Source organism: Streptomyces sp. URMC 127 (genome assembly GCF_051386535.1).
Lineage (GTDB): Bacteria > Actinomycetota > Actinomycetes > Streptomycetales > Streptomycetaceae > Streptomyces.
Genome location: NZ_JBPQTW010000002.1, coordinates 20,327 through 41,594 on the forward strand (window position 1 = coordinate 20,327; position 21,268 = coordinate 41,594).

The following is a 21,268-nucleotide window of genomic DNA, read 5'->3' on the forward strand; positions in this document are numbered from 1 at the left end:
CTGACCCGTACCGCGAAGGACCTGCCCAAGCCTCCCCGGCCGATGACCCTGCCCGAGCGGCGCAAGCAGCTCGACGCGAACCGCGGCAGCAGCGGCCCGATGCGCGAGTTCGTCCGGCCCCAGTCGCCGGACCATTCGGCGAAGCCCGCGAGCCCCGGGTGCCCTTGGCGGCCGAGGCCGGTACGGCTCCCAACCCCGACTGGGTGTCCGCCTACGCCTCCGCCTACCCCGGCATGCTGTCCATCGGCGGGCAGGTGAAGTTCTCCGGCATCGACGCCGCCAAGCTCACCAGCATGTGGCTGTACGTCATGGACGAGGAGAAGAAGCCGGTTCTCCAGCAGGAGATCAAGAAGGCCGACGGCAACCCCCAGGGCAGGTACCTCGAGAGCGGCGCCTGGTGCTACGGCTGGTGGCCCAAGAACTCCTACCCCGCCGACCAGTGCTTCTGGTGGACCTCCAGCCTGCTGAACGGACACCTGAAGGACGGCAAGAAGTACTACGCCTGGATCTTCCTCACCGCCACCGACGGTTCCTCCAGCCCCGGCGGCACCACCTCGCCCTTCGTCGAAGCCTTCTACACCCCCGACATCCCCGGTGCCCAGGCCGGTCTGTGCACGTGCTACGCCCAGGAGCACCGCGCCGACCCCATCAACACCGCCACCGGCATGTACTACGAGAAGATCACCGATGCCACCCTCGTCGGCGCCGGCAAACCCTTCTCGCTCGACCGCTACTACCGCTCCGACTCGGCGGCCACCGGCCTGCTCGGCCGCGGCTGGTCCACGCCCTTCGACAGCAAGCTCACCCTCGCCCCGGGCAGCGCCACGCTCCAGACGGACGACGGCGCCCAGGCCGTCTTCAAGCTGTCGAACGGCACGTACACCACCCCGGCCGGATCGGTGCTGAAGCTCGCCAAGTCGGGTTCCTCGTACGTCCTCACCTCGATCGACCACACCCGGCGCACCTACAACGCCTCGGGCCAGATCACGGCCGTCACCGACGCGAGCGGTCACGGCCTGACCATCGGTTACGCGTCCGGACGCCCCGCGACCGTGAAGGACGCCGCCGGCCGCACCGTCGAGTTCACCGTCGACGGCTCCGGCCTGCTGACGAAGGCGGCGCTGCCCGACAACACCACCGTCACCTACGGTTACACCGGCGGCCTGCTCACCTCCGCCACCGACCAGCTCGGCAGGACCACCACCTACACCTACGACGGCGCCAAGCGCCTGGCCACCTTCACCGACGCCGAGGGCGCCAAGGTGACCAACGCCTACGACGCCGCCGGACGCGTGAAGTCCCAGACCGACAGCGCGGGCAAGACCACCACGCTCACCTGGGACAACAAGCGCGAGTCCCACGTCACCGACCCGGGCGGCGGCGTCTGGACCGACGTCTACTCCGGCAACGTGCTGATGGAGAGCACCGACCCGTACGGCAAGACCGTCTCCTACAGCTACGACCGGCAGCTGCACCCGGTGTCCATCACCGACCGGCTCGGCAACACCACCGAAATGACCTACGACGGCGCCGGGCGGATGCTCACCCGCAAGGCCCCGGCGTCCGCGGGCTACACCGAGAGCTGGACCTACGACGGCGCCGGAAACGTCACCAGCCACACCGACGGCCGCGGCAAGACGTCGAAGTACACCTACACCTCCGACAACCAGCTCGCGACCAGCACGGACCCGGCGGGCGGGACGGTCACCTACACCTACTCCCCGCTCGGATCCCTCGCGAGCATGCGCACGCCGCGCGGCAAGACCGTCACCTACGACCACGACGCCGCGGGCAACCGCACCGCCGTGACGACCCCGCTCGGCGAGAAGACCACCTTCCGCTACGACGCGGCCGGCCGGATCACCGAGAAGACCGACCCCCGCGGCAACGCCCAGGGCGCGAACCCGGCCGACTTCACCACGACGTACACCTACGACGGCCGCGGCCTGCTGCGCACGGCCAAGGACCCGCTGGGACACACCACCGTCTACGGCTACGACGGCGTGGGCCGGCTCACCTCGGTCAAGGACGCGACCGGCCGCACCGCCGCCTACGAGTACGACGGCGAGAACCGCCTCACCAAGACCATCAACCCGGCGGGCAAGGCCGTCACCCGCGCCTACGACGCCAACGGCAACCTCACGGCCGTCACCGACGCCCTCGGCAACAAGACGACCTACGCCTACGACAAGGCCAACCGCCTGATCGCCGAGGTCTCGCCCCGCGGCAACGCCCAGGGCGCCAACGCCGCCGCGTACACCACCAGCTACGGCTACGACGCCAACGGCAACCGCACCACGGTCACCGGTCCCACCGGAGCCGTCACCACCACCGGCTACGACGCCCTCGGCCGGCCCGTCTCGGTCACCGACCCGCTCAAGCAGGTCACCGTGACCACCTACGACGCCGCCGACAACATCACCACGGTCACGGACGCGCTCGGGAAGGTCACCCGCTACACCTACACCGACACCGACCTGGCGGAGACCGTCACCGACCCGCTCGGCAAGAAGACCACCTACGGCTACGACGCCGACGGCCACCGCACCAGCGAAACCACCCCGCTGGGCCGCAGGACCACCTGGACGTACGACGACGACGGGCGCACCGCGACGCAGACCGACCCGCGGGGCAACGCCCAGGGCGCGAACGCCGCCGACTTCACCACGACCTACACCTACGACGCCGCCGGTAACGTGACCAAGGTGCGCGACCCGCTCGGCGGGACCACCGTCACCGCCTACGACGCGCTGGGCCACGTCATCTCGGCCACCGACCCGCTCGGCAAGGTCACCCGCACCGCCTACGACGAACTCGGACGCGTCGCCAAGGTCACCGGGCCCGACGGCGCCGTCACCGCCTACACATACAACACGGCCGGCGACCTGGCCACCCGCACCGACCCCAAGGGTCACACCACCACCTACGCCTACGACGACGCGGGCCGCCGCACCGAGGTCACCGATCCGCTCGGCCGCAAGAAGTCCTTCGGCTACGACGCCGACGGCAACACCAACCGGATCACCAACGCCCGCGGCACCACCGCCACGGTCGCCTTCGACCCCCGCGGCCTGCCCACCGCGACCGCCTTCACCGACGACACACCCGGAACCACCCTCTCCTACGACGCCCTCGGCCGCCGCAAGTCCGTCACCGACGCCACCGGCACCCGGGCCTACTCCTACGACCCGGCCGGCCGGCTGACCGGCGTCACCCCGGCGTCCGGCAAGGGCGCCTACGGCTACACCTACGACGCCGCCGGGCACCTGACCTCCCGCACCGTCGACTACACGGCCCCCAAGCCCCTCGACTGGAGCGGCGCGGCCCTCACCACCACCGGCGACCTCGACGGCGACGGCACCACCGACGTCGTCGCCACCGACGCCAAGAGCGCAGTGCGCACCTTCCTCGGCCGCGCCGACGGCACGTTCGCCGCCGGCAGCACGCTCACCGGCACCGCCACCGGCACCGGCCTCCAGCAGGCCCTGACCGTCGAGTTCACCGGCGACGGCAAGACGGACCTGCTGGCCGTCGACAAGGCCACCGGCCACCTGTGGCGCTACAACGGCGACGGCAAGGGCGGCTTCGCCGCGCCCGCCGACCTCGGCGCGGGCTGGGGCCCGATGACCCTGACCGCCGGGGACTTCAACAAGGACGGCAAGGCGGACCTCCTGGCCGTCAGCTCCGGCGCCAACCGGCTGTACTTCTACCCCGGCGACGGCAAGGGCGGCTTCGGCGCCCGCACCGACCTCGGCAGCGGCTGGGGCAGCTACCGCATCACGCTCCTGGAGTACACCGGCGACGGCAAGCCCGACATCCTCGCCGTCAACCCCGGCGACGGCCATCTCTACCTCTACCCGGGCGACGGCAAGGGCGGCTTCGGCGCCCGCACCGACCTCGGGGCGGGCTGGGGCGCCATGCACCTCGTGCCGGGCGAGTTCAACGGCGACGGCAAGCAGGACTTCCTCGCCGTCGACACCGCCGCGCACAAGCTGCGCTTCTACCCGGGCAACGGCACCGGCGGCTTCGGGACGTACATCCTGCAGTCCGACGACTGGACCCCGTACGGCATCCCCGCCCCCGCCCGCACCGGCGCTTCGGACCGCCCCGGCATCATCGCCACGGCCGGCTCCCGGCTGCGCACCTGGGAGGGCGACGGCAAGGGCCGCTTCACCGACCCTGCGGACGCCACCACTCCGGCCACCGGGTCGAAGGTCGGCTACGGCTACGACGCCGACGGCCGCCGGACGACCCAGACCGGCGCGGCCGGCAGCATCACCTACGACTACGACCCCGCCGGGAACCTCAGCACCACCACCCTGCCCGCGGGCAACGGCCACACCGAGAAGCGCGCCTACGACAACGCAGGCCGCCTCACCTCCGTCGTCAGCGCCAAGGGCAGCACCGTCCTGTCCGGCCGGCAGCTGACCCTCGACCCGGCGGGCCGGCCCACCCGGGTCGCGACCACCCGGGCCGGACAGCCCGACAGCTACCGCTACTACACCTACGACAACGCCGGCCGCCTCCTGACCGACTGCGCCTCCGCCGTCAAGGCCGACGCCTGCCCCGCCGCCGACGCGGCCACCACCACCTACACCTACGACTCCGTCGGCAACCGCAAGACCCAGAACCACAACGGCACCACCACCTCGTACACCTACGACGACGCCGACCAGCTCACCTCGGCCGCCTCCGGATCCACCACCCGCGGCTTCACCTACGACGCCGACGGCAACCGCACCGGCGCCGGAGATGACACCCTCCGCTACGACGCGACCGGGCGCCTCGCCTCCGTCACCTCAGGATCCGACACCTACACCTTCGGCTACGACGCCGACGGCAACAGGGTCACGGCCGACAAGGCCGGCAAGCGGCTGCGCACCACGACCTGGGACGTCAACGGCCCCCTCGCCACCGCCGGAACCGAGTACGACGCCGACGGCACACAGAGCGCCGAGTACCAGTACAACCCCCTCTCCCAGGTCCAGGCGCGGACTGGCCCCGACGGCACCCTCTTCCACCACCACGACCAGCTCGGCTCGGTCACCGAGACCACCGACGCGGCGGGCGCCGCCCGGAGCAGCTACACCTACGGGGCGTTCGGCGAGACCGAGCGCACCGACAGCGCCGGGAACCCGCCCGCCAACCCCTTCACCTTCGCCGGCGGCTACGCCGAACCCGCCACCCCGGCGGCCGGCCTGTACCTCAGGGCGCGCGACTACGACCCAGCCACCGGCCGCTTCACCGCCAAGGACCCGGCGCCCGCCACCGTCCACGAGCCGTACGTCTCGACGTACGCCTACGCCAACAACACCCCCACCCGCTTCACCGACCCCACCGGCCTGAAGGCCGACGACCCTAACAACGACCACATCGACTCCTTCGGCGAGGGCGTCGAGGTCTTCGGCGACGGCTTCCTCCAGGGCCTGAAGATGCCCTTCGAGTTCGTCGGCGACCTCTACAACGCCTTCACCGGCAAGAACGGCGGCGCAGGCGGCTTCTTCGACAAGTACGTTCCCGTACGCCCCGCCTACACCCTCTACCGCGCCTCGTACCACTTCTCGCAGCAGGGCTGCGAGGAGCTCTCCGAGGTCTACCGCAAGGCCGCCGACGAACTCGCCGCGCAGGTCGCCCTCGTCGGCCTCGGCGGACTGCGCGGCTGGCAGCGCAAGGTCGTCCAGGAGGAGACCAGCGTCCTCGGCTCCGAGGGCGTCGCGCCCAAGCCGGGCAAGGGCAAGGGCGGCGACGGTCCGCCGCCGCTGCGCCAGGCGTACATCAACGAGGTCGAGGCCCTCTCCCAGCAGGCCGCGTCGATGCGGGCGGCGGGCGTCGGCCCGGAGACCATCGCGCGCACCCTGCACCAGGCCCGCCGCGACCTGGGCGTGAAGTACAAGGACCTCACCCCCGAGCCGCTGCGGAGCGAGATCTACCAGCGCAACCTGCAGAAGTACGGTGACAAGCTGGGGCCGACGATCGACTGGCTCCGCGCCAAGGGCAAGACGTGGGAACAGATCATCGAGAGCGCGACCCGCACCGGCGGGCAGGACCTCGGACTGGGGAAGAAGCAGGAATGAGCATCACGGTGCGGTCCTTCGACCGCTTCGACGAAGCGGCCGCATTCGATCCGGAGAGCGGCGAGCTCGGCCCGCGCACGCGGGCCGGCTCCCCGCCCCCGGGGCAGGCGCCCGCCGGGCACTACGGCGAGCTCGGCGGGGTCCCGGTCGTGCTCTACCGCACGGCCGGCGGCCTCCGCCTGCGGCTGGGGGAGCGGGACGTCGCCGTCGACGGCCGCCTGGAGATCCGGCACGAACGGTCCGCGGACCGCTGCCTGCTGACGGTGGGCACGACCACCCTGGCCTACCCCGTCCCGGACCACCTGATCGACCCGGAGGACGACCCGACGGCCTTCGCCGAGGCAGAGGACTTCGACATGGGCCTGTTCGTGGCCAACGTGGCCGGTGATCCCGGGAGAAGGGAGGCGGTCTACCGGTAATGGGGCCTGGCGGGGCCCGGGCGCGCGACCATTCGTGATAGGGAGGTTTCGTCGGTCCTGTCGGTCCTGTCGGTCCTGTCGGTCCTGCCTGTTGGTCCCGTTGGTCCCGGCATCCGCGCCCTGCCGCCCGCTCTGGAAGAGAGGCACCCTGTGATCCGTAAGCACGTCGTCGTCTCCGGCCGCGTCCAGGGGGTGTTCTACCGGGACACCTGCCGAGAGGAGGCACGGCGCCACGGGGTGGCCGGCTGGGTGCGGAACATGCCGGACGGCACCGTGGAGGCAGTCTTCGAAGGCCCCGCCGAGGAGGTGGAGCAGATGGTCGGCTGGGCACACCGGGGGCCGTCCCGTGCTGAGGTGCGGGGAGTCGAGACCGAGGAAGAAACCCCGGAAGGACTGACCGATTTCGAGGTCCGCCCGACGGCGCCGGGCATGTGAAACGAATCGCGGTTCCTCCCGGAACGGCGGCAGGTGAGCCGGCCGGGAATCGCACACCCCTGTCCGGCGAGGGTGACGGACGGCGGGACGTCGGCGATCCATTCACCCAGCGTCGGCAGCGAAGTCGCACCGGTCAGAACCGCGCACGCGGTCAGCGCGAGGATGGCGACCAGAGCGTGCCGTACGCCGCGCGGATCGCGAGGGCCGGGCACCTCGGCCCAGCCCTCCAGCGGGCCGGGACCTCGAATACGGTCCCGGGCGCTCGCGGAGTTGGCCATAGCCAGGCGGGATCGGCAATGACCCCGCGTCGGCAGGCATGGTTCATTCGCCTGCGGTGTCCTCGGCCTCCCAGCGCAGCAGGTCGCCCGGCTGGCACTCGAGCACCTCGCAGAGCGCGGCGAGTGTGGTGAAGCGCACTGCCTTGGCGCGGCCGTTCTTGAGGACCGCCAGGTTGGCGGGCGTGATCCCTACGCGGTCGGCGAGCTCACCCACGGACATCTTCCGCTTGGCCAGCATCACGTCGATGTCGACGGCGATCGGCACTAGATCACCTCGTCCAGCTCGGCCTGCATCTGCGCCGCTTCGACATCGCGCGTGACGGCCTGGGCGAGCAGCATGCGCAGCACGAGCACGATGAGCGCGACTCCCAGGATGGCCACGCCGACCCCGCCCATGATGACGGTGACGCCCGGGTCGTCCCGCTGGCCCGGCGCATTGAGGGCCGTGACCGCGAACCACAGGAGGGCCGCCGCCACGATCGCGCCGATCACGCCGTCCACGTACCGGAAGGCGGCGTGGGAGAACACGGTTCCGCGTCGCACCATCGTCACCAGCCGCCATACGCAGACCAGGGCGACCTGGGCTGACACCATGCCCAGGATCGTGATCACGCGCAGCGGGGTCAGTGGGAGCGACCCGTCCTCCGGGTCGCTCCCACTGACCAACGCCCACACCATCCCTGCCTGGACGAACACGGTGCCGGCGAGCACCACCACGAGCACGGCGCGCAGCGCACCCACTGTCAGCTTTCCCATGACCTGTCCTTACATCGATTCGCGATGGGAATCTATCGAGTTTCGATAGGTGAAGCAAGGGCTGGGAAACTGCGCAGGCAACGGCGCAACTGACGCCGGCTACCTGTCCATCCGCTCAGCAAGCGCCAGATTCCGCTGCAGTGAGGTGGCGGAGGCCGGTCTCTTTGTCCGGGGGTGCCCGGAGGTGACCGAGAGGTGCCCGGCGCCGGTGCGGGTCAGGCGGCGGGTCATCAATGTGGTCGCTGTGATCGCTGCCCCCCGATGGTCAGGGTTTCGGAGTGCTGGACGAGCCGTTCATGTCCTTCGCGTGCCGACGGGCACGCATCGTCGGGGCCAAGGGGCCAAGGGGCCAAGTCAAGGACCTCACGCTTCGGCATCGGCGATCCTCCCGCGCAGCATGGAGTCCATCACCGCCATGAACCGCTGCGCCCGTGGCTGTCCGAGCACGAAGGGGTTGGCCCCGTCCGGCCGCTGCCGCAGCTGCTCGGCGCGTTGGAGACCGTTGTCGTTGGGGTGGTTCGACAGTTCGACGTCCACGTTCGCTTGCCGCATCCGGGCTCGGAAGGAGTGGACCGACGCCAGGTAAGTGCGTAGCTCGGTGGGTGTGGCGGGCGGCAACATCCCGCCCCACAGCATGGCCATGTGGCGCTTGCGGCCCGCCTGGACCGGGAAGATCGGCGAGACGGTGCCCGAGGTGTGGCCCGGGGTGCAGTGCAGTCGGATCGTCGTGCCGCCGAGGGTGAGCTGTTGCCCGTCGGTGATCTCCAGATCCCGGGCAGGGGCGTGGGCCGGGCGCGTGCGGCTGAGGAGGTCCCAGTCGGCCGGTGTCATCAGTACGCGGGCTCCGTAGCGGTCGACGAGGTACTGCGCGCCGCCGAAATGATCGTTATGGCCGTGGGTGATGACGACGTATTTGATCGTTTCCGGGGCGGCTCCCAGCGTGCGCAGCCCGGGGACGAGGATGCTTTCGGCCTCGGCGGGGGAAGTGAGCGCGTCGATGAGCACGACCCCGTCGTCGGTCAGCACCGCCATGGCGGAGACCCAGCCGGAGCTCAGGAAGGCGAGGTTGTCGAAGATCTTCAGGGGCTTCGGAGCGGGCGGGGGAGGAGGAAGGGTGGAGCCGGGGGTCAGTGCTGCCAGAAGGGCGCGCAGGACCGGGTCGCTTCCGGCAAGCCTGCGGGCGCGGTCGTAATGGACCTGCGCGGGGGTCCCGGCGGCCGCGGCCGGCGAGGCGAGAAGGGCCGGCCCGGCACCGGCGGCGAGCCCGAGGGCGGCGAGCCGCCCGAAGCGGCGCCTGGAGAGGTGGCCGGTCGTGCCGTCGTTGTGCGGTAAGCGCGGCATGTGGATTCTCCTGGAGGCTGTTGTGACGTGTGAGCCAGGTCCGGCCCACCCTACGTATGCCCGCCCGACTGGGAAACGGAGACCGTGCCGTACTGCGCACTCGCCGGCAACTCACGGAGGCCGCGTACCTGGCAGGAGCAAGGAAGAGATCTCACCTGCTTGCCCGGGGGCCACTTCGGCCACTTCCCGCGACATCACGACTCGGCCGAAGGTGACCACGGCCACGGCTACCAAGTGCGCGCCCGCGCGCTTACGGGGGCGGTGCTTCGACTTCGAGCCAGCGGTGACGGTGCGCCCCGCGGTACTCCAGGGTCTGCCATCCCAGATCCTGCACAACGCGTGCGCAGAGCTGGAGCTGCTCGTGCTGCTCGTAGACAGCCCCACTGCCGGGAGGACCCTTCCATTCCACACGGGTGGTCGCATCCTGCTGGTGCACGCGGTACCCCGTAGCGGTGCGCCGGCCATCGGCATCCACACTGGATGCCGGAATCCCCGCCGACTCCAGAGCGATGGAAATCGCGCGCACGGGCTGCAGACGCTCCCACTGAGCGGGAACGGACACCGGCCGGCCGGACGCCGGGTTCACCACCTCGCGGATGTGCCGCAGGGCCTCCAGGACCTGACGCACTGCTGCTGCACGCTCCGCCGGGTCCTGGACATCGTCGACCGAGCACTCGTCCCCGGTGACCACACGGAAGCCGGGCAGGCTCCCCGTCATACGACTCTCTCCCCCTGGATAGCGACTCGTGTCCTGGCGGGGCACGACGGCGCGGCCCCGCCCCCCCCATGATGCCGCCCGGACCGCCGCCGACGGGCCGGGATACCCCTCGGTCCATCAGCACGGTGTGGCACACATCGGTGGACGCAGAGACCAGGACAACGGCGAGGCGCGAAGGACCCCTTCCGGCGTCGCCCCAGCTCCACTGCGCCCCGCTGTGCGGCCCCGCGGCGAGCGACCACGGCGAAGGCCAGGCCGACACCCCGCTCGCCGTCATGGGTTTCGGTCACCTCGTCGACCGCGTGATCCCGGTGGCCGGAAAGCATCCGGGGGACTGCGCGGGAATGTCAACTCCCCATCTGCTGGCTGGCTGTCGCGGCCGACGGCACACCTCGTACGCTCCTCTCACGGCGTTCGAGCCGGTTTCCTCAACCGGCCCGGACGACTCCTCTGCTATGGCATGGCCGGCCAGGTCCCCCTTTGGCTGGGTTCCGCTAGCGCGAGCGAGGAAGGGCGGCTGGGGTGAAAGAATACGGCGGCCCTGTCTTGTGCGGGCCGCACGGGGCCCGTGTCGCGAGCAGAAGGAGAGCGCACGGTGAAGGGGGATGACCGGATGCGTTTCGGTGCGGGCGCTTGGGGGCTGATCCGGCGGCAGGACGGACACGTGCTCCTGGTCCACCATGCCCGCTCAGGCCTGTGGACCCTGCCTGGAGGCAGGGTGGAGGAGGGAGAGACGCTCAGGGAGGCAGCGGTAAGGGAGGTCCGTGAGGAAACCGGGCTTCGCGGGGAGGCCGGGCAACTTTTGGTAGTCCGGCACGCACGTCCGGGCACTTGGTTCGGGCCGCTGCAGCGCACACGGGACTCGCTGCACTTCGTGTTCGCCATGGACGTCCCGGCGGACCAGTTCTGCAGTGTCCGCCGGCAAGAAGACGAGGTCCTGGATATCCGGTGGTGGGCGCCGGACCAAGTGGCGGCCGACGACCAGCACGAGCCTTCGGTTCTCATCACAGCCGCCCTCAAAGTGCTGGCGGGACGGACCGAGGGATGTGCGTACCTAGAGGACAACGAGATGCTGTAGGTCGACCGTCTCGTGCCCCGGCGCTACGCCGGTGTCGTACGCCGGGCTGGGGAGCTCCGGCTGCCTGCCACCGTGCCCCTCCCGCTTCCCGGCCGTGCCGTGGCCATGTATCCCCCTGAAGCAGGGGTGCCGGGTAGCTGGAGCAGCCCGCGCCCGGTTTGACCGACCGCCTTGCCGGGGGCATACGCGGTCTCTTCGTGCCATCAACGCAGGATGGGCTTCAGGGATCCCAGGAAACCGGCTCGGCTTGGTGCTGGGAGTCCCCGAAGGCCACCTCGCAGGGTTCGGGTGCCACCTTTCCGCCCTCCAGGTGCGAGCTCCGCCTGGCCGTCCGCGAGCTCTCCCCACACCTGCGGCGCAGACCCCTCCTGCCCGCGCGCGGTGGCAGCCTTGACGTCCACGACTACGTGGTCTCGGCGGCCGGCTCCTCATGGGCATGCTTGAGCGCCATGCGCGCGGCGACCACGTCACCACGGTCCACGGTCGCCCAGAACGGGTGCGTGGAGACAGTGACGCTCAGCTCGAGCACACGAGCACGCAGTGCGGCAACGGCATCCTGTTCCTCCTGCGTCCAGCCGGGACTGTCGGACCGCTCGCTGCGGTAGCCGCGGGTGTGCTCGGGGTCAGTCGTCCAGCCCGTCATCGGCTCGACCGACCAGGGCAGGCCGGCAAGCAGGGACGACAGGTCGGCGCGGGCCTGGTGGAGCTGGACCTGAGCGTCACGGAGATCTTGAGGGAAGGAAAACTTTTCAGCCACGACCGGAATGATACTCCTGTTCGAATAGTTCCTCCGGTGCGTCGATCTCGGTGTGACGTTGCGCGATAGCTGGCCACTTTGACTGCTACCTGGCCAGTAACGCAGGGTGAATGATCCCGCTGTGACCACTTGCGGTCAGGTACGGATTTCCCTGCACGCTGCGTATGCGCTGCTGCTGTGCTGAGGGTGTGGAGACGCGGGACTGCATACGGTTTCCTTCGGACACGTGCGCGCTGGAAGAGCTCGTCGTTCCGTACGCCGTGGGCGGCGGGGTACGGGACCGGCTGCTGCTCGGCGAGACGTGGTCCCGGCGGTGGTCGGTGACATGGCGGCTCCACGGTGGCGAGGTGGTCTGGGCCGTGCGGGACGTGGCCGGGGTATCGCTGCTGTCGTCCGAGCCGGTACGCCGGTTCTCCTGGCGGGCTGGGCAGCGGCACCGGCCGGGCCTGCAGTTCATGGTGTCCACCGGTCGGCATCACGGGTTCGAGTCGCTGGAGGAGCAGCGTCTGCTGTTGGCGTTGGACTTTGTCACCGTGGTGGAGGTGCTTCCGCAGCCGTTCTTGCTGTCCTTCGAGCACGCTGGCGGCCGTGGCTCCCACACGCCCGATTTCTTGGCCGTCATGCCGAGCGGGGGGCTGTGGCTGTTCGACGTCCGGCCTCGCCAGCTGGTGCACGAGTCAGACGAGCTGAAGTTCGCGGCCGCCGCGGAGATGGCGGCTGCCTGCGGCTGGCACTACACGGTCGTGAGCGGCTGGCAGCCGCACGTGCAGTCCACCTTGGACCAGCTGTCCGCCCAGCGTCGCCCGCTTGAGGATCCGCTGGCCTTGCAGGGTCAGCTGGAGGTCGCTGTGGATCGGTGCCCTGGGATCGTGTTCGGTGACCTGGTGGACGGGACGTCGCTGCCGGCCGTGGCCCGCGCGCATGCCCTGCATCTGCTGTGGCACCGGCGGCTCGCCGTCGACCTGGGCCGGCCGCTGGGGGATGGCTCCCCGGTCTGGGAGGGCCGCAGCGAGGCGAGCTTGTGATGGCGCTGATGGATCTTGCGCCCGGTGTCGGACTGAGGATCAACGGCCTGGAGTGGACGGTGGAAGAGATCCGCCCGCAGGCCGGGGCTGTCATTCTGGCCTGCGATGGCGTTGAGCGCGAGGTCCGCTCCTTCCGGTGGCTGATGCACCACCCGGATTGTGTTCCCGCGCAGGCGTCACATCTGAGGGAACGGGTCCCCTGCCAGCCGGTGATCAGTGAGGATCTCACCCATGTCCAGCTGCAGCGGGCTCGGTTGCGGGCGGAGCACGTGCGGGAGGCGGAGACCGGCTACCGGCTGGGGCACCGGGACCGGGCGCTGCCGGGCGAGCCGCGGCCGGCCTACGACCCGGAGCGGACCACCGTGACGCAGCGGCGCCAGGCAAAGGCGGCCGAGCTGGCTATCCTTGATCGCGCCGAGGCCGCGATGCTGGGCCTGGCACACATGAGCGTGCGGACGCTGCGGCGTCTTGCCGCTCAGGGCTCGGCACAGCTCGCTGGGGGATGTGCTGATGGCCGGTGGACCCGCCGGAGCGGTGGGCACCCGAGCGTGACGGAGGAGATCCGGGAGGCGATCTTCGCGGTGCGGCAGGAGTGTCTGCACCGGTCGAGGATCAGCATGCGGGCCCGTCACCGGCTGATACACCAGTACGTCCGCGAGACATTTCCGCAGTTCCCCGTCGAGAACATTCCCAGCTACTACACGCTGCGGAAGGTGTGGCCGGAGTGGTTCGGCCCGGACGGTGCCCGGCAGCGGTATGTGCGCTCGGCCGCGGCGGCGAAGACGTCGCCGCGCGTGGTGGTGCACCGCCCGGGACAGGTGGTGGCCCTGGACACCACGCCGCTGCCGGTGAAGGTGCGCGAGGCGGTCTTCGGCGAGCCGGTCTCGGTGATGCTCACCCTGGCCCTGGACTTGTACACGCACTCGATCGTCGCCTTCCGGCTGACACCGACCTCGGACACGGCGGTCGACATCGCGATGCTGCTGCGCGACGTGATGATGCCGCTGCCGCTGCGGGAGGGCTGGGGGGCGGAGATGGAATGGCCCTACCCCGGCATCCCCGCCACGGTGGTCGCCCAGTTCGCCGGCCACCGCGTGGCGGCCCTGCCCTTCTTCGCCCCCGAGACGGTGACCACCGACCACGGCAGTGCCTACCGCAACCACCATGTGGTGGAGGCCGAGCGGATGCTGGGCTGCAACATCCTGCCCGCGCGCACGCTGCGCCCCACCGACAAGTTCGCCGTCGAGCGGGTGTTCTGCGCGATCAACAGCCTGCTGCTGGAGCACGTGCTCGGCTTCACCGGCGCCGACGTCGCCGACCGCGGCGCTGATGTGGAGGCGGATGCGGTGCTGTCCGTGGCCGGGATGGAGCACCTGATCGCGACCTGGGTGGTGAAGGTCTGGCAGAACCGGGCGCTGGGCGAGTACGCGCCGGCCTGGGGGCCGGGCGAGAGGCACAGTCCGAACACGCTGTTCGCCGCCGCTCTGGACCAGGGTGGCTTCGCGCTGCAGATCCCGCGGCCTGAGCTTTACTACAGCCTCCTCAAGCCCCACTATGTCAAGATCCATCCCCGGCGCGGGGTGAAGATCGGCGGGCTGTGGTATCACGACGCGGTGCTGGACGATCCGCGCTTCCACCAGCCCTCGGCCCGGGGCGGACGCCACAAGGGCAAGTGGCTGATCCGCTCCGACCGCCGCGACCGCCGCACCGTCTTCTTCCAGGACGACATCGGCCCCGGCACCTGGCACACCCTGCGCTGGACCGGTCTTCCACCGGTCGGCGAGGTACCCGCCTTCTCCGAGGCGACCGCCGAGCACCTCCTGGCGGAGGTCCGCCGCTGCAAGCTGGCCCCGCGCTCCGAGGCGGAGCTGCTGCCGGTCCTGCTGGACCTCCTCGGCGAGGTGAGCCCGGTGGCGAGCTGGCCGACGCGGATGTCCAAGCGCGAGCGCACCGCCCGCTCCCGGCAGGCAGAACAGGCCCGCACCGCCAAGGCCGACCGACCCCCGGCCCCCGGGGTAGGCGGGGACGAAGCGACGGTGGTGCCGTGGCGGGCGCACGCTGTGAGCGTGCGGGAGGCCGTGGATGCCGACCGGCGCCGCCGCCGTGAAGAGGCCGTGCGGGACCGCGGCGGCCCGGTGCCGCCGCCCCGGCTGGGTGAGTCGGTGCGACGCCGGGCCCTGTTCCTGCTGCCGCCCGATGAGGAAGAGCCCGCAGCGCAGGCCAAGGAGCACGGGTGACATACGAGCCCCGCCATGAGCACTTGGATCTAGCTGCTGGGCTCCTCGAGCCGCCACCGCGGCGGGACACCTTCGCCGGCTGGCAGCGATGGCGCACCAGCCGGGGCCAGTTCACTGCGGCGCCCCGGCTCACGCTGGCCCAGTGGCGGGCCTTGAACCCCAGGGAGCGGTCGTTGTACGACCTGCACCGCACGGCAACGCATGTGAACCTGCCGTTGCAGGAGACCCCGATGTCGCTGAAGGTCTCACGCCTGGTGAACCGGCGCATTCGCAACAACGCGCTCAAGACCCGGCCCTCCACCCGGGCCGGGGTGATGGTCACCGGCTGGGGCTACCAGGGAAAGACCGAGACCGTGTGCGAGGTGGCCGCAGCGTTCGAGGACGCCTGGCTGGCCATGCACCACCACCTCCACCCTCAGCCCATCGAGGGCACGCGGGACCTGCACGCGCCGGTCGTCTACGTCCAGACCCCGGTGACCGCGAAGCCGAAAAGCACCTGCCAGGCGCTCCTTGGGTTCTTCGGGGCGGAGACCAAGCGCCTGACGCTGCCACAGCTGATCCGGTAGGTCGCCGATTCCCTCGACGACCACGGCACCAAGGCCCTGATCCTGGACGACATCACCCGCCTGCGCATGCACCGCGCCGACGACCAGGACACCCTCGATCTGGTGCGGGCGTTCATGAGCATGAACGTCACCCTCATCCTCGTCGGCGTCGACATCCTCGGCTCCGGTCTCCTGCGCCAGGGCCGCTTCGATGAAGGCACCCGGCAGTGGGTGCTGCCGCCCTCCCAGCACGCCCGCGTCCACGGCCTGGAGGCCACCCAGACCGAGCGTCGCTTCGACCTCGTCGAACTCGACCGCTTCCGCTACACCACCCCCGCCCAGATCGCCGCCTTCCACGACCACCTCGCCGGCCTGCAGGCCAACCTGCGGCTACTCAAAGCACCGCCTGACATGCTCACCGGCGCCGGCATGCCCGAATACCTCATGCGCCGCACGGACGGCGTCGTCGGCCTCCTTGAGCGTCTCATCGAGGACGGCTGTCAGGAAGCCATGGACAGCGGCCACGAAACCCTCGACGAGACGCTCCTGGACGACGTCGTGCTCAGCCTCGACGACCCCGACCGCGATGCACAGGCCGGCGAAGTACCCGCAATCCCGGGCTCCTCCCGCCCCCACACGGCCAGGCCCGCGGCCAACGACCGTCGCCGCGGCCGGAACACCGTCTTCGACGACCAGGGCCCGTACGGCCAGGCCGGCGGCTGATCCACCGTGCTGCTGCCCGACCCGCTGCCCCGGGCCCTGACGCCGCTGCCCGGCGAAGGGTTGCCCGGTCTGCTGTTGCGGCTCGGCCACCGGCTGGACGTGGCGCCCTTCCAGCTCATCCAGCGCACCGGCATCCATGACAGTGACGCCTATATCCCCGGCCGGCTCCTGCTGACCCTCGATGCCCGCCTCGCCGTATTCGCCCACGCCACCCGGCTCACCACCACGGAAGCCGCCCAACTCACCCTGGACAGCTACGTCTCCTGCTTCCCGCCGGTCGCCGAGTCCCTGAAGACCAAGCCCGGCGTCGCGGCCACTCGTGCTCCGGTCGACGCCTGGGTGCTGTCCCACTACACCCGCTACTGCCCGCGCTGCCTGGCCGGCAACGGCACGCTCATCCAGCAGCGGCACGGCGGCCCCTGGAAAGCCGAGTGGCGCCTACCGGTGATCTTCACCTGCCCTGAGCACGACACCTTCCTGCACCACCTGTGTCCCGCCTGCGCACGGCCGGCGCACGCCTTCCACATCGGCGGCAGCAAGCTGATGCCCCTAATCCGGCTCCCCGGCCTCCACCCGGCCCAGTGCCGCAACCCCCACAACGACGCCCTGCCCAACCGCCTTAGCTTCTGCGACGCCCGCCTCGACACCCCCACCCTCAGCGCCGGCCGCCCGCCAGTCAGCCCCCCGCTGGCGGGACTGCAGGAGCGGATCCGGCACCAGCTGAGCCCGGCAGGTAACCCAGCCGAGTCGCGCCGCTACTTCACCGGCCTGCGCGTGCTGACCTCGATCCTGGCAGCCACCTGGCCCCTGGGCCGCGAATTCGCCCTCGCGGCCGCCCCCGAATCCGTGGACCAGGACCTGGCCGAGCGACGGCACCAAGCAGCAATCCGGCCCCCGGGCGCCCGGGGACGCGTCCCCTTCACCACCTGGGACCACCCACCCCGCTCCGCCCTGGCCACCGCCACCCTCCTGCATGCAGCCGACCAGATCCTCGCCCTGAACCAGACCGAGCTCCGCCACGCACTGCACATGATGCTGCGCAGCGCCCCGACCATGGACAGCGGGCGGTGGGGCCGGAGCTGGCACCACCTGGCCCACTACGGCGCGCCAGCCCTGAACCGGGAGATCACTGGCGCGCTGAGGAAGCATGCCCTGGCCGGCCTGCGCGGACCCGCGGTGAACCTTCACAAGCTCCACTACCGCATCCAGCACATCCCGCAATGGCTCCCAGAGCACTGGCTGCCCCACCTTCGACCAGGAGTCCCTCTCGCACCGCTGCTAAGGGCCCTGCACCACCGGGCAGCCGCCGTCCGCCTCATCCAGATGGCCTCCGGCATGACCTTGGAAGACGCCGCCCGCTACCTCGGCATCCCCGACACCTGGTACACCGACCCCCACCACCTGCGCCTGCCGACCAACCCCTTTTTCTATGACGAGCAGACCACGCAGCTGGCAGGCACCCTCCACCTACTCGGCCACACCAGCGACTACCACCGTCGCCGCCAGCACCTCGCATCATGGACACTGCCGGACGCGGACTGGGACACCATCTGGCAGCAGGCGATCATCACCGGTCAGTACGGACGTCCGAAGGCGGTCCGCCACCTTCACCAGGTCGCCTCCGAATTCGTGTGGACCCGGATCACCGGCAGCGAACGAAGCCTCGCCCCCGCCCTTCCCGGCCTCACCTCCGGATGCCGCACCACACGCCACATGTGGCTTCCTCTCACCTGCCCCACGCCCACTCAGCGACTCCACGGCTTCTACCGCGCGCTACGGGAGCTGCTCAAGAGGTACGCCCACCACCTCGCCGTGGAGGCCGGCCATCGCGCCTAGAGACCGACAAGGATCAGAGCGCGGACACCAGGATGCTGCATGACCTTCGTCAACGGGTTGCCAGCCGTATCTGCGCTGCGTACGCGATGCGGAGCGCACGGCGGGTCAGGCGGACCAGGTAGGCGGGCGGTGGGTCCTGCCCGATGGCGGCGAGGACGTGGTCGTGGTGGAGGGAGAGCAGGACGGCGCGGCCGAGCCGGTGCAGGGGGCGGGGGAACGAGCGGTGGTTGAACTGGTGGATGAGGGCTTCGGCGCTGCGCCGTCCGGCGGCGGTTGGGCGGTACCACTGGGGGGATTGTTCGTAGTCGCGGAGGGCCTGCTGCATGCCGGTCCAGGTGGTAGGCAGGTCGCGGATGTTCATGCGGGCGCCGACGGCGCGCCAGTGCTGGACCTGGACGGCTTTCTCCCTGTCGGTAAAGGCGTCGATACCGGCGAGGGTGAGGATCTCGTCGGACAGAAGAGTGAACAGTGCGATGCCGTGAACATACGTCTCGTGGGAGAAGGGGTAGCTGCGGGCGTAGTGGTCGTGCATGCGTTGGACCCGGTCGATCGAGGCGGCGGCCTGCGAGCTTGCCGCACCGTGCCGGACCCAGTGCTGGAAGTAGGCGATCGTGTCGTCGGCGCGGGCTTGTCCGCTGTGGTGGATCTTTCCGGTGCCGGCGCGGTCGACGGCGGCTGCCCCCTCGACCTCGCCGACGATCCGCATCAGGCCCAGGGTGTAGAGCAGGTGACTGGTGAAGCCTGCTCCGACCGGCGGGGTCATCCGCCGAGCGATGCCACGCATGATGCGCGCGTCACCTTCTGCGCTCTCGTGCCGGTGGTCGGGCTCCTGCGGCAGCGGTTGTGACACGGGATCCTCCTGCTCGGGTGATCAAGGGCGGGTCGGTGACGGCCCGAAGCTGTCCGGCGTTCCCGCTCGACGGTGTGAAGAGTCCGAACCACTGGCCCGGGCGCATTTCGGGCCCCGCTGGCGCATGTCCGGGGCCTGGGCGGGCTGGGAGGGGCGGGTGGTGTCAGGTGGTGAAGGTCTGGTTGCCGAGGACGCGGAGGAATTCCAGGCGTTCGGCGGCGTCGGTGCCGGGCTGGGGCCGGTAGAGGAAGAGGCGGTTGCCGGTGCTGGGGCTCAGGACGACGTCGCATTGCAGGTCGAGGTGACCGACGTGCGGGTGGAGGAGGGTCTTGCGGGTGGAGCGGACGGTGGCGACCTCGCCCAGTTCCCAGAGGGCGGAGAACTCCTCGCTGCGCTCGAGCAGGTCGTCGACGAGTTGCTCGCCTGCCGGGTGGGGGCCGTGGCGGAAGACGGCCGCGCGCAGGTCGGCGACGATGACGCGGCCGAGTGATGCGTGGTCCTCCTGCGGGTAGAGCCGGCGGCCCTCGGGGTGGGTGAACCAGAGCCAGGCGCCGTTGCCCTCCCGGCCCGGGCGGTTGGCCAGCGGTCCCAGCAGGGCGACGGCCGCGGCGTTCTGCACGATCACCGTTCCGAGCTCGTCGACGATCTGTGCGGGGGTGTCGGTGATGGCGTCGACGATGTGCATCAGCCCGGGGTCGGCGTAGCCGTCGGCGGAGCGGTGTTGTGGGGGCTGGTAGCCGGCGACGGCGTAGAGGTGGTCGCGTTCGTCGGTGGACAGTCGCAGGGCGCGGGCGAGGGAGCCGATCAGGGCTTCGGAGGGGTTGACTCCACGTGCCTGTTCGAGGCGTTCGTAGTAGTCGGTGGAGATGTTCGCCAGCATGGCCACTTCTTCGCGGCGCAGGCCGGGGGTGCGGCGCCGTCCGCCGGGGACGAGGCTGACGTCGGCGGGGCGCAGGGCCTCGCGGCGGGCGCGCAGGAAGCGGCCCAGCTCTCTGCGGTCGGTCATGATCGGTGCTCCCTGGCGGTACGGCGGACGCTGCGGGTGGTCGGGGCGGGGCCGGCTCGCAGTCGCTGGCATGACCAGCTTGGTATGTCCGCCTCCGGTTATCCACGTACTGCCGGACCGACGATAAACGCACCGTGGATACCTCTTCGTGCCTGCAGCAGGCTGGGAGACAGCCGCTGGGAGACCCCCCGGGCCGGTGTTTTCGCACGTAGACGGTGCTTTGCAGCCGTCGAGCACTGTTGAGGAGCTTCATCCCATGGCCAAGTGGACCAACGCCCGCATCCCCGACCAGAAGGGCCGCACGGCTGTCGTGACCGGGGCCAACAGCGGCCTGGGTTTCCAGACGGCCCGCGAGCTGGCCCGCCACGGCGCCCACGTCGTGATGACCGCCCGGGACCGCAGCCGCGGCACCGCCGCCGTGGAGCGGCTCCTGGCCGAGCAGCCGGCAGCGAGCGTCGAGCTGCGGCTGCTGGACCTGTCCGACCTGGACTCGGTGGCCGCCTTCGCACAGAAGATCCTCGACGACGGCCTGCCGGTGGACGTCCTGGTGAACAACGCGGGCGTCATGTGGCCCCCGCACCGGCTCACGCGGCAGGGCTACGAGCTGCAGTTCGCCACCAACCACCTCGGCCACTTCGCGCTCACCGGCTTGTTGCTGGGCCGGCTGGAGAAGTCCGCCGCCCAGGGCCGCGAAGCCCGCGTGGTGACGGTCAGCTCCGTCGAGCACCGCGGCGGCACCGTCTTCTTCGACGACCTGCACGGCGAACGCGCCTACGCCCCGCGCGCCTACTACTCCCAGTCCAAGCTCGCCAACACCCTGTTCGGCCTGGAACTCGACCGGCGGCTGCGCGCAGCCGGATCGACGGTGACCAGCGTCCTGGCCCATCCGGGCTACTCCAGCACCAACCTGCAGTCCAGCGGCCCGACCGGCTTCCTGCGGTTCTTCTTCTCCAAGATCGCCAATCCGCTGATGGCCCAGCCCGTCGAGAAGGGCGCCTGGAACCAGCTCTACGCGGCCACCGCACCCGGGGTGAAGGGCGGCCAGTTCATCGGCCCGGACGGCTTCGGCGAGTACCGGGGCCACCCCACCGTCGTCCAGCCCGACAAGGCCGCCCAGGACCCGGACGTCGCCCGACGCCTGTGGTCGGTCTCCGAGCAGCTCACCCAGGTCCACTACCCCTCCCACTGAC

Annotated in this window: 17 protein-coding genes and 1 pseudogene; 10 read left to right on the top strand and 8 right to left on the bottom strand. The window is 70.5% G+C overall.

The features are described 5' to 3' along the window. The first annotated feature begins 158 nt into the window (after positions 1–158). The 3 genes from ACSNOH_RS00905 to ACSNOH_RS00915 all read left to right on the top strand — a co-directional run bounded on the left by ACSNOH_RS00905 (position 159) and on the right by ACSNOH_RS00915 (position 6,928). Positions 159–6,074 carry an FG-GAP-like repeat-containing protein gene (locus ACSNOH_RS00905; protein ID WP_436719191.1) on the top strand — a complete coding sequence of 1,972 codons (5,916 nt, stop codon included), beginning with the start codon at positions 159–161 and terminating at the stop codon, positions 6,072–6,074. Further along, positions 6,071–6,493 (top strand): hypothetical protein, encoded by a 423-nt coding sequence (locus tag ACSNOH_RS00910; protein WP_436719192.1) that lies wholly within the window; start codon positions 6,071–6,073, stop codon positions 6,491–6,493. The genes ACSNOH_RS00905 and ACSNOH_RS00910 overlap by 4 nt, the downstream gene beginning before the upstream one ends. A gap of 150 nt (positions 6,494–6,643) precedes the next feature. Continuing rightward, positions 6,644–6,928: an acylphosphatase gene (locus ACSNOH_RS00915; protein WP_436719193.1), complete on the top strand. Its 285-nt coding sequence runs from the start codon at positions 6,644–6,646 to the stop codon at positions 6,926–6,928. A 35-nt stretch (positions 6,929–6,963) separates the two neighbouring features. On the opposite strand, the pseudogene ACSNOH_RS00920 reads toward ACSNOH_RS00915, so the two are convergent. The 5 genes and pseudogenes from ACSNOH_RS00920 to ACSNOH_RS00940 form a co-directional block, all read right to left on the bottom strand. Next, a pseudogene (locus tag ACSNOH_RS00920) lies at positions 6,964–7,206 on the bottom strand (transposase family protein); the annotation flags it as partial. Positions 7,207–7,249: 43 nt separating this feature from the next. Further along, on the bottom strand, positions 7,250–7,471 hold the full coding sequence (locus ACSNOH_RS00925; RefSeq protein ID WP_436719194.1) for a helix-turn-helix domain-containing protein: 222 nt from the start codon (positions 7,469–7,471) through the stop codon (positions 7,250–7,252). Beyond that, positions 7,471–7,962, bottom strand: coding sequence for a DUF2975 domain-containing protein (locus ACSNOH_RS00930; RefSeq protein ID WP_436719195.1), 492 nt, complete (start codon positions 7,960–7,962; stop codon positions 7,471–7,473). The genes ACSNOH_RS00925 and ACSNOH_RS00930 overlap by 1 nt, the downstream gene beginning before the upstream one ends. 363 nt (positions 7,963–8,325) lie before the next feature. Further along, positions 8,326–9,303: an MBL fold metallo-hydrolase gene (locus ACSNOH_RS00935; protein WP_436719196.1), complete on the bottom strand. Its 978-nt coding sequence runs from the start codon at positions 9,301–9,303 to the stop codon at positions 8,326–8,328. Positions 9,304–9,553: 250 nt separating this feature from the next. Then, positions 9,554–10,021 carry a hypothetical protein gene (locus tag ACSNOH_RS00940; protein ID WP_436719197.1) on the bottom strand — a complete coding sequence of 156 codons (468 nt, stop codon included), beginning with the start codon at positions 10,019–10,021 and terminating at the stop codon, positions 9,554–9,556. A 595-nt stretch (positions 10,022–10,616) separates the two neighbouring features. Here ACSNOH_RS00940 and ACSNOH_RS00945 point away from each other — a divergent pair. After that, positions 10,617–11,099 (top strand): NUDIX hydrolase, encoded by a 483-nt coding sequence (locus ACSNOH_RS00945; RefSeq protein WP_436719198.1) that lies wholly within the window; start codon positions 10,617–10,619, stop codon positions 11,097–11,099. 403 nt (positions 11,100–11,502) lie between these two features. Here the strand turns inward: ACSNOH_RS00945 and ACSNOH_RS00950 are convergent, their stop codons facing one another. Further along, a complete protein-coding gene (locus ACSNOH_RS00950; protein WP_436719199.1) occupies positions 11,503–11,856 on the bottom strand; it encodes a hypothetical protein in 354 nt (117 codons plus the stop codon). A 188-nt stretch (positions 11,857–12,044) separates the two neighbouring features. Between ACSNOH_RS00950 and ACSNOH_RS00955 the strand changes: the two genes are divergently transcribed. From ACSNOH_RS00955 to ACSNOH_RS00975, 5 genes are all read left to right on the top strand, one after another. Beyond that, complete coding sequence (locus ACSNOH_RS00955) at positions 12,045–12,881, top strand: TnsA-like heteromeric transposase endonuclease subunit (RefSeq protein ID WP_436719200.1); 837 nt, start codon at positions 12,045–12,047, stop codon at positions 12,879–12,881. After that, positions 12,881–15,118 carry a transposase gene (locus ACSNOH_RS00960; protein ID WP_436719201.1) on the top strand — a complete coding sequence of 746 codons (2,238 nt, stop codon included), beginning with the start codon at positions 12,881–12,883 and terminating at the stop codon, positions 15,116–15,118. The genes ACSNOH_RS00955 and ACSNOH_RS00960 overlap by 1 nt, the downstream gene beginning before the upstream one ends. After that, complete coding sequence (locus tag ACSNOH_RS00965) at positions 15,115–15,684, top strand: hypothetical protein (protein ID WP_436719202.1); 570 nt, start codon at positions 15,115–15,117, stop codon at positions 15,682–15,684. Before ACSNOH_RS00960 ends, ACSNOH_RS00965 begins: the two co-directional genes overlap by 4 nt. A 66-nt stretch (positions 15,685–15,750) precedes the next feature. Beyond that, the gene (locus tag ACSNOH_RS00970) at positions 15,751–16,386 is read left to right on the top strand and encodes a hypothetical protein (RefSeq protein ID WP_436719203.1); all 636 of its coding nucleotides are present in this window, start codon (positions 15,751–15,753) and stop codon (positions 16,384–16,386) included. 6 nt (positions 16,387–16,392) lie between these two features. Beyond that, positions 16,393–18,222 (top strand): TniQ family protein, encoded by a 1,830-nt coding sequence (locus ACSNOH_RS00975; RefSeq protein WP_436719204.1) that lies wholly within the window; start codon positions 16,393–16,395, stop codon positions 18,220–18,222. A 49-nt stretch (positions 18,223–18,271) separates the two neighbouring features. Here the strand turns inward: ACSNOH_RS00975 and ACSNOH_RS00980 are convergent, their stop codons facing one another. Then, positions 18,272–19,006, bottom strand: coding sequence for a hypothetical protein (locus ACSNOH_RS00980; RefSeq protein ID WP_436719205.1), 735 nt, complete (start codon positions 19,004–19,006; stop codon positions 18,272–18,274). 229 nt (positions 19,007–19,235) lie between these two features. Continuing rightward, positions 19,236–20,078, bottom strand: coding sequence for a helix-turn-helix transcriptional regulator (locus tag ACSNOH_RS00985; RefSeq protein WP_436719206.1), 843 nt, complete (start codon positions 20,076–20,078; stop codon positions 19,236–19,238). Positions 20,079–20,334: 256 nt separating this feature from the next. On the opposite strand from ACSNOH_RS00985, the gene ACSNOH_RS00990 reads away from it, so the two are divergent. Continuing rightward, on the top strand, positions 20,335–21,267 hold the full coding sequence (locus ACSNOH_RS00990) for an oxidoreductase (RefSeq protein WP_436719207.1): 933 nt from the start codon (positions 20,335–20,337) through the stop codon (positions 21,265–21,267). The last annotated feature ends 1 nt before the right edge of the window (position 21,268 follow it).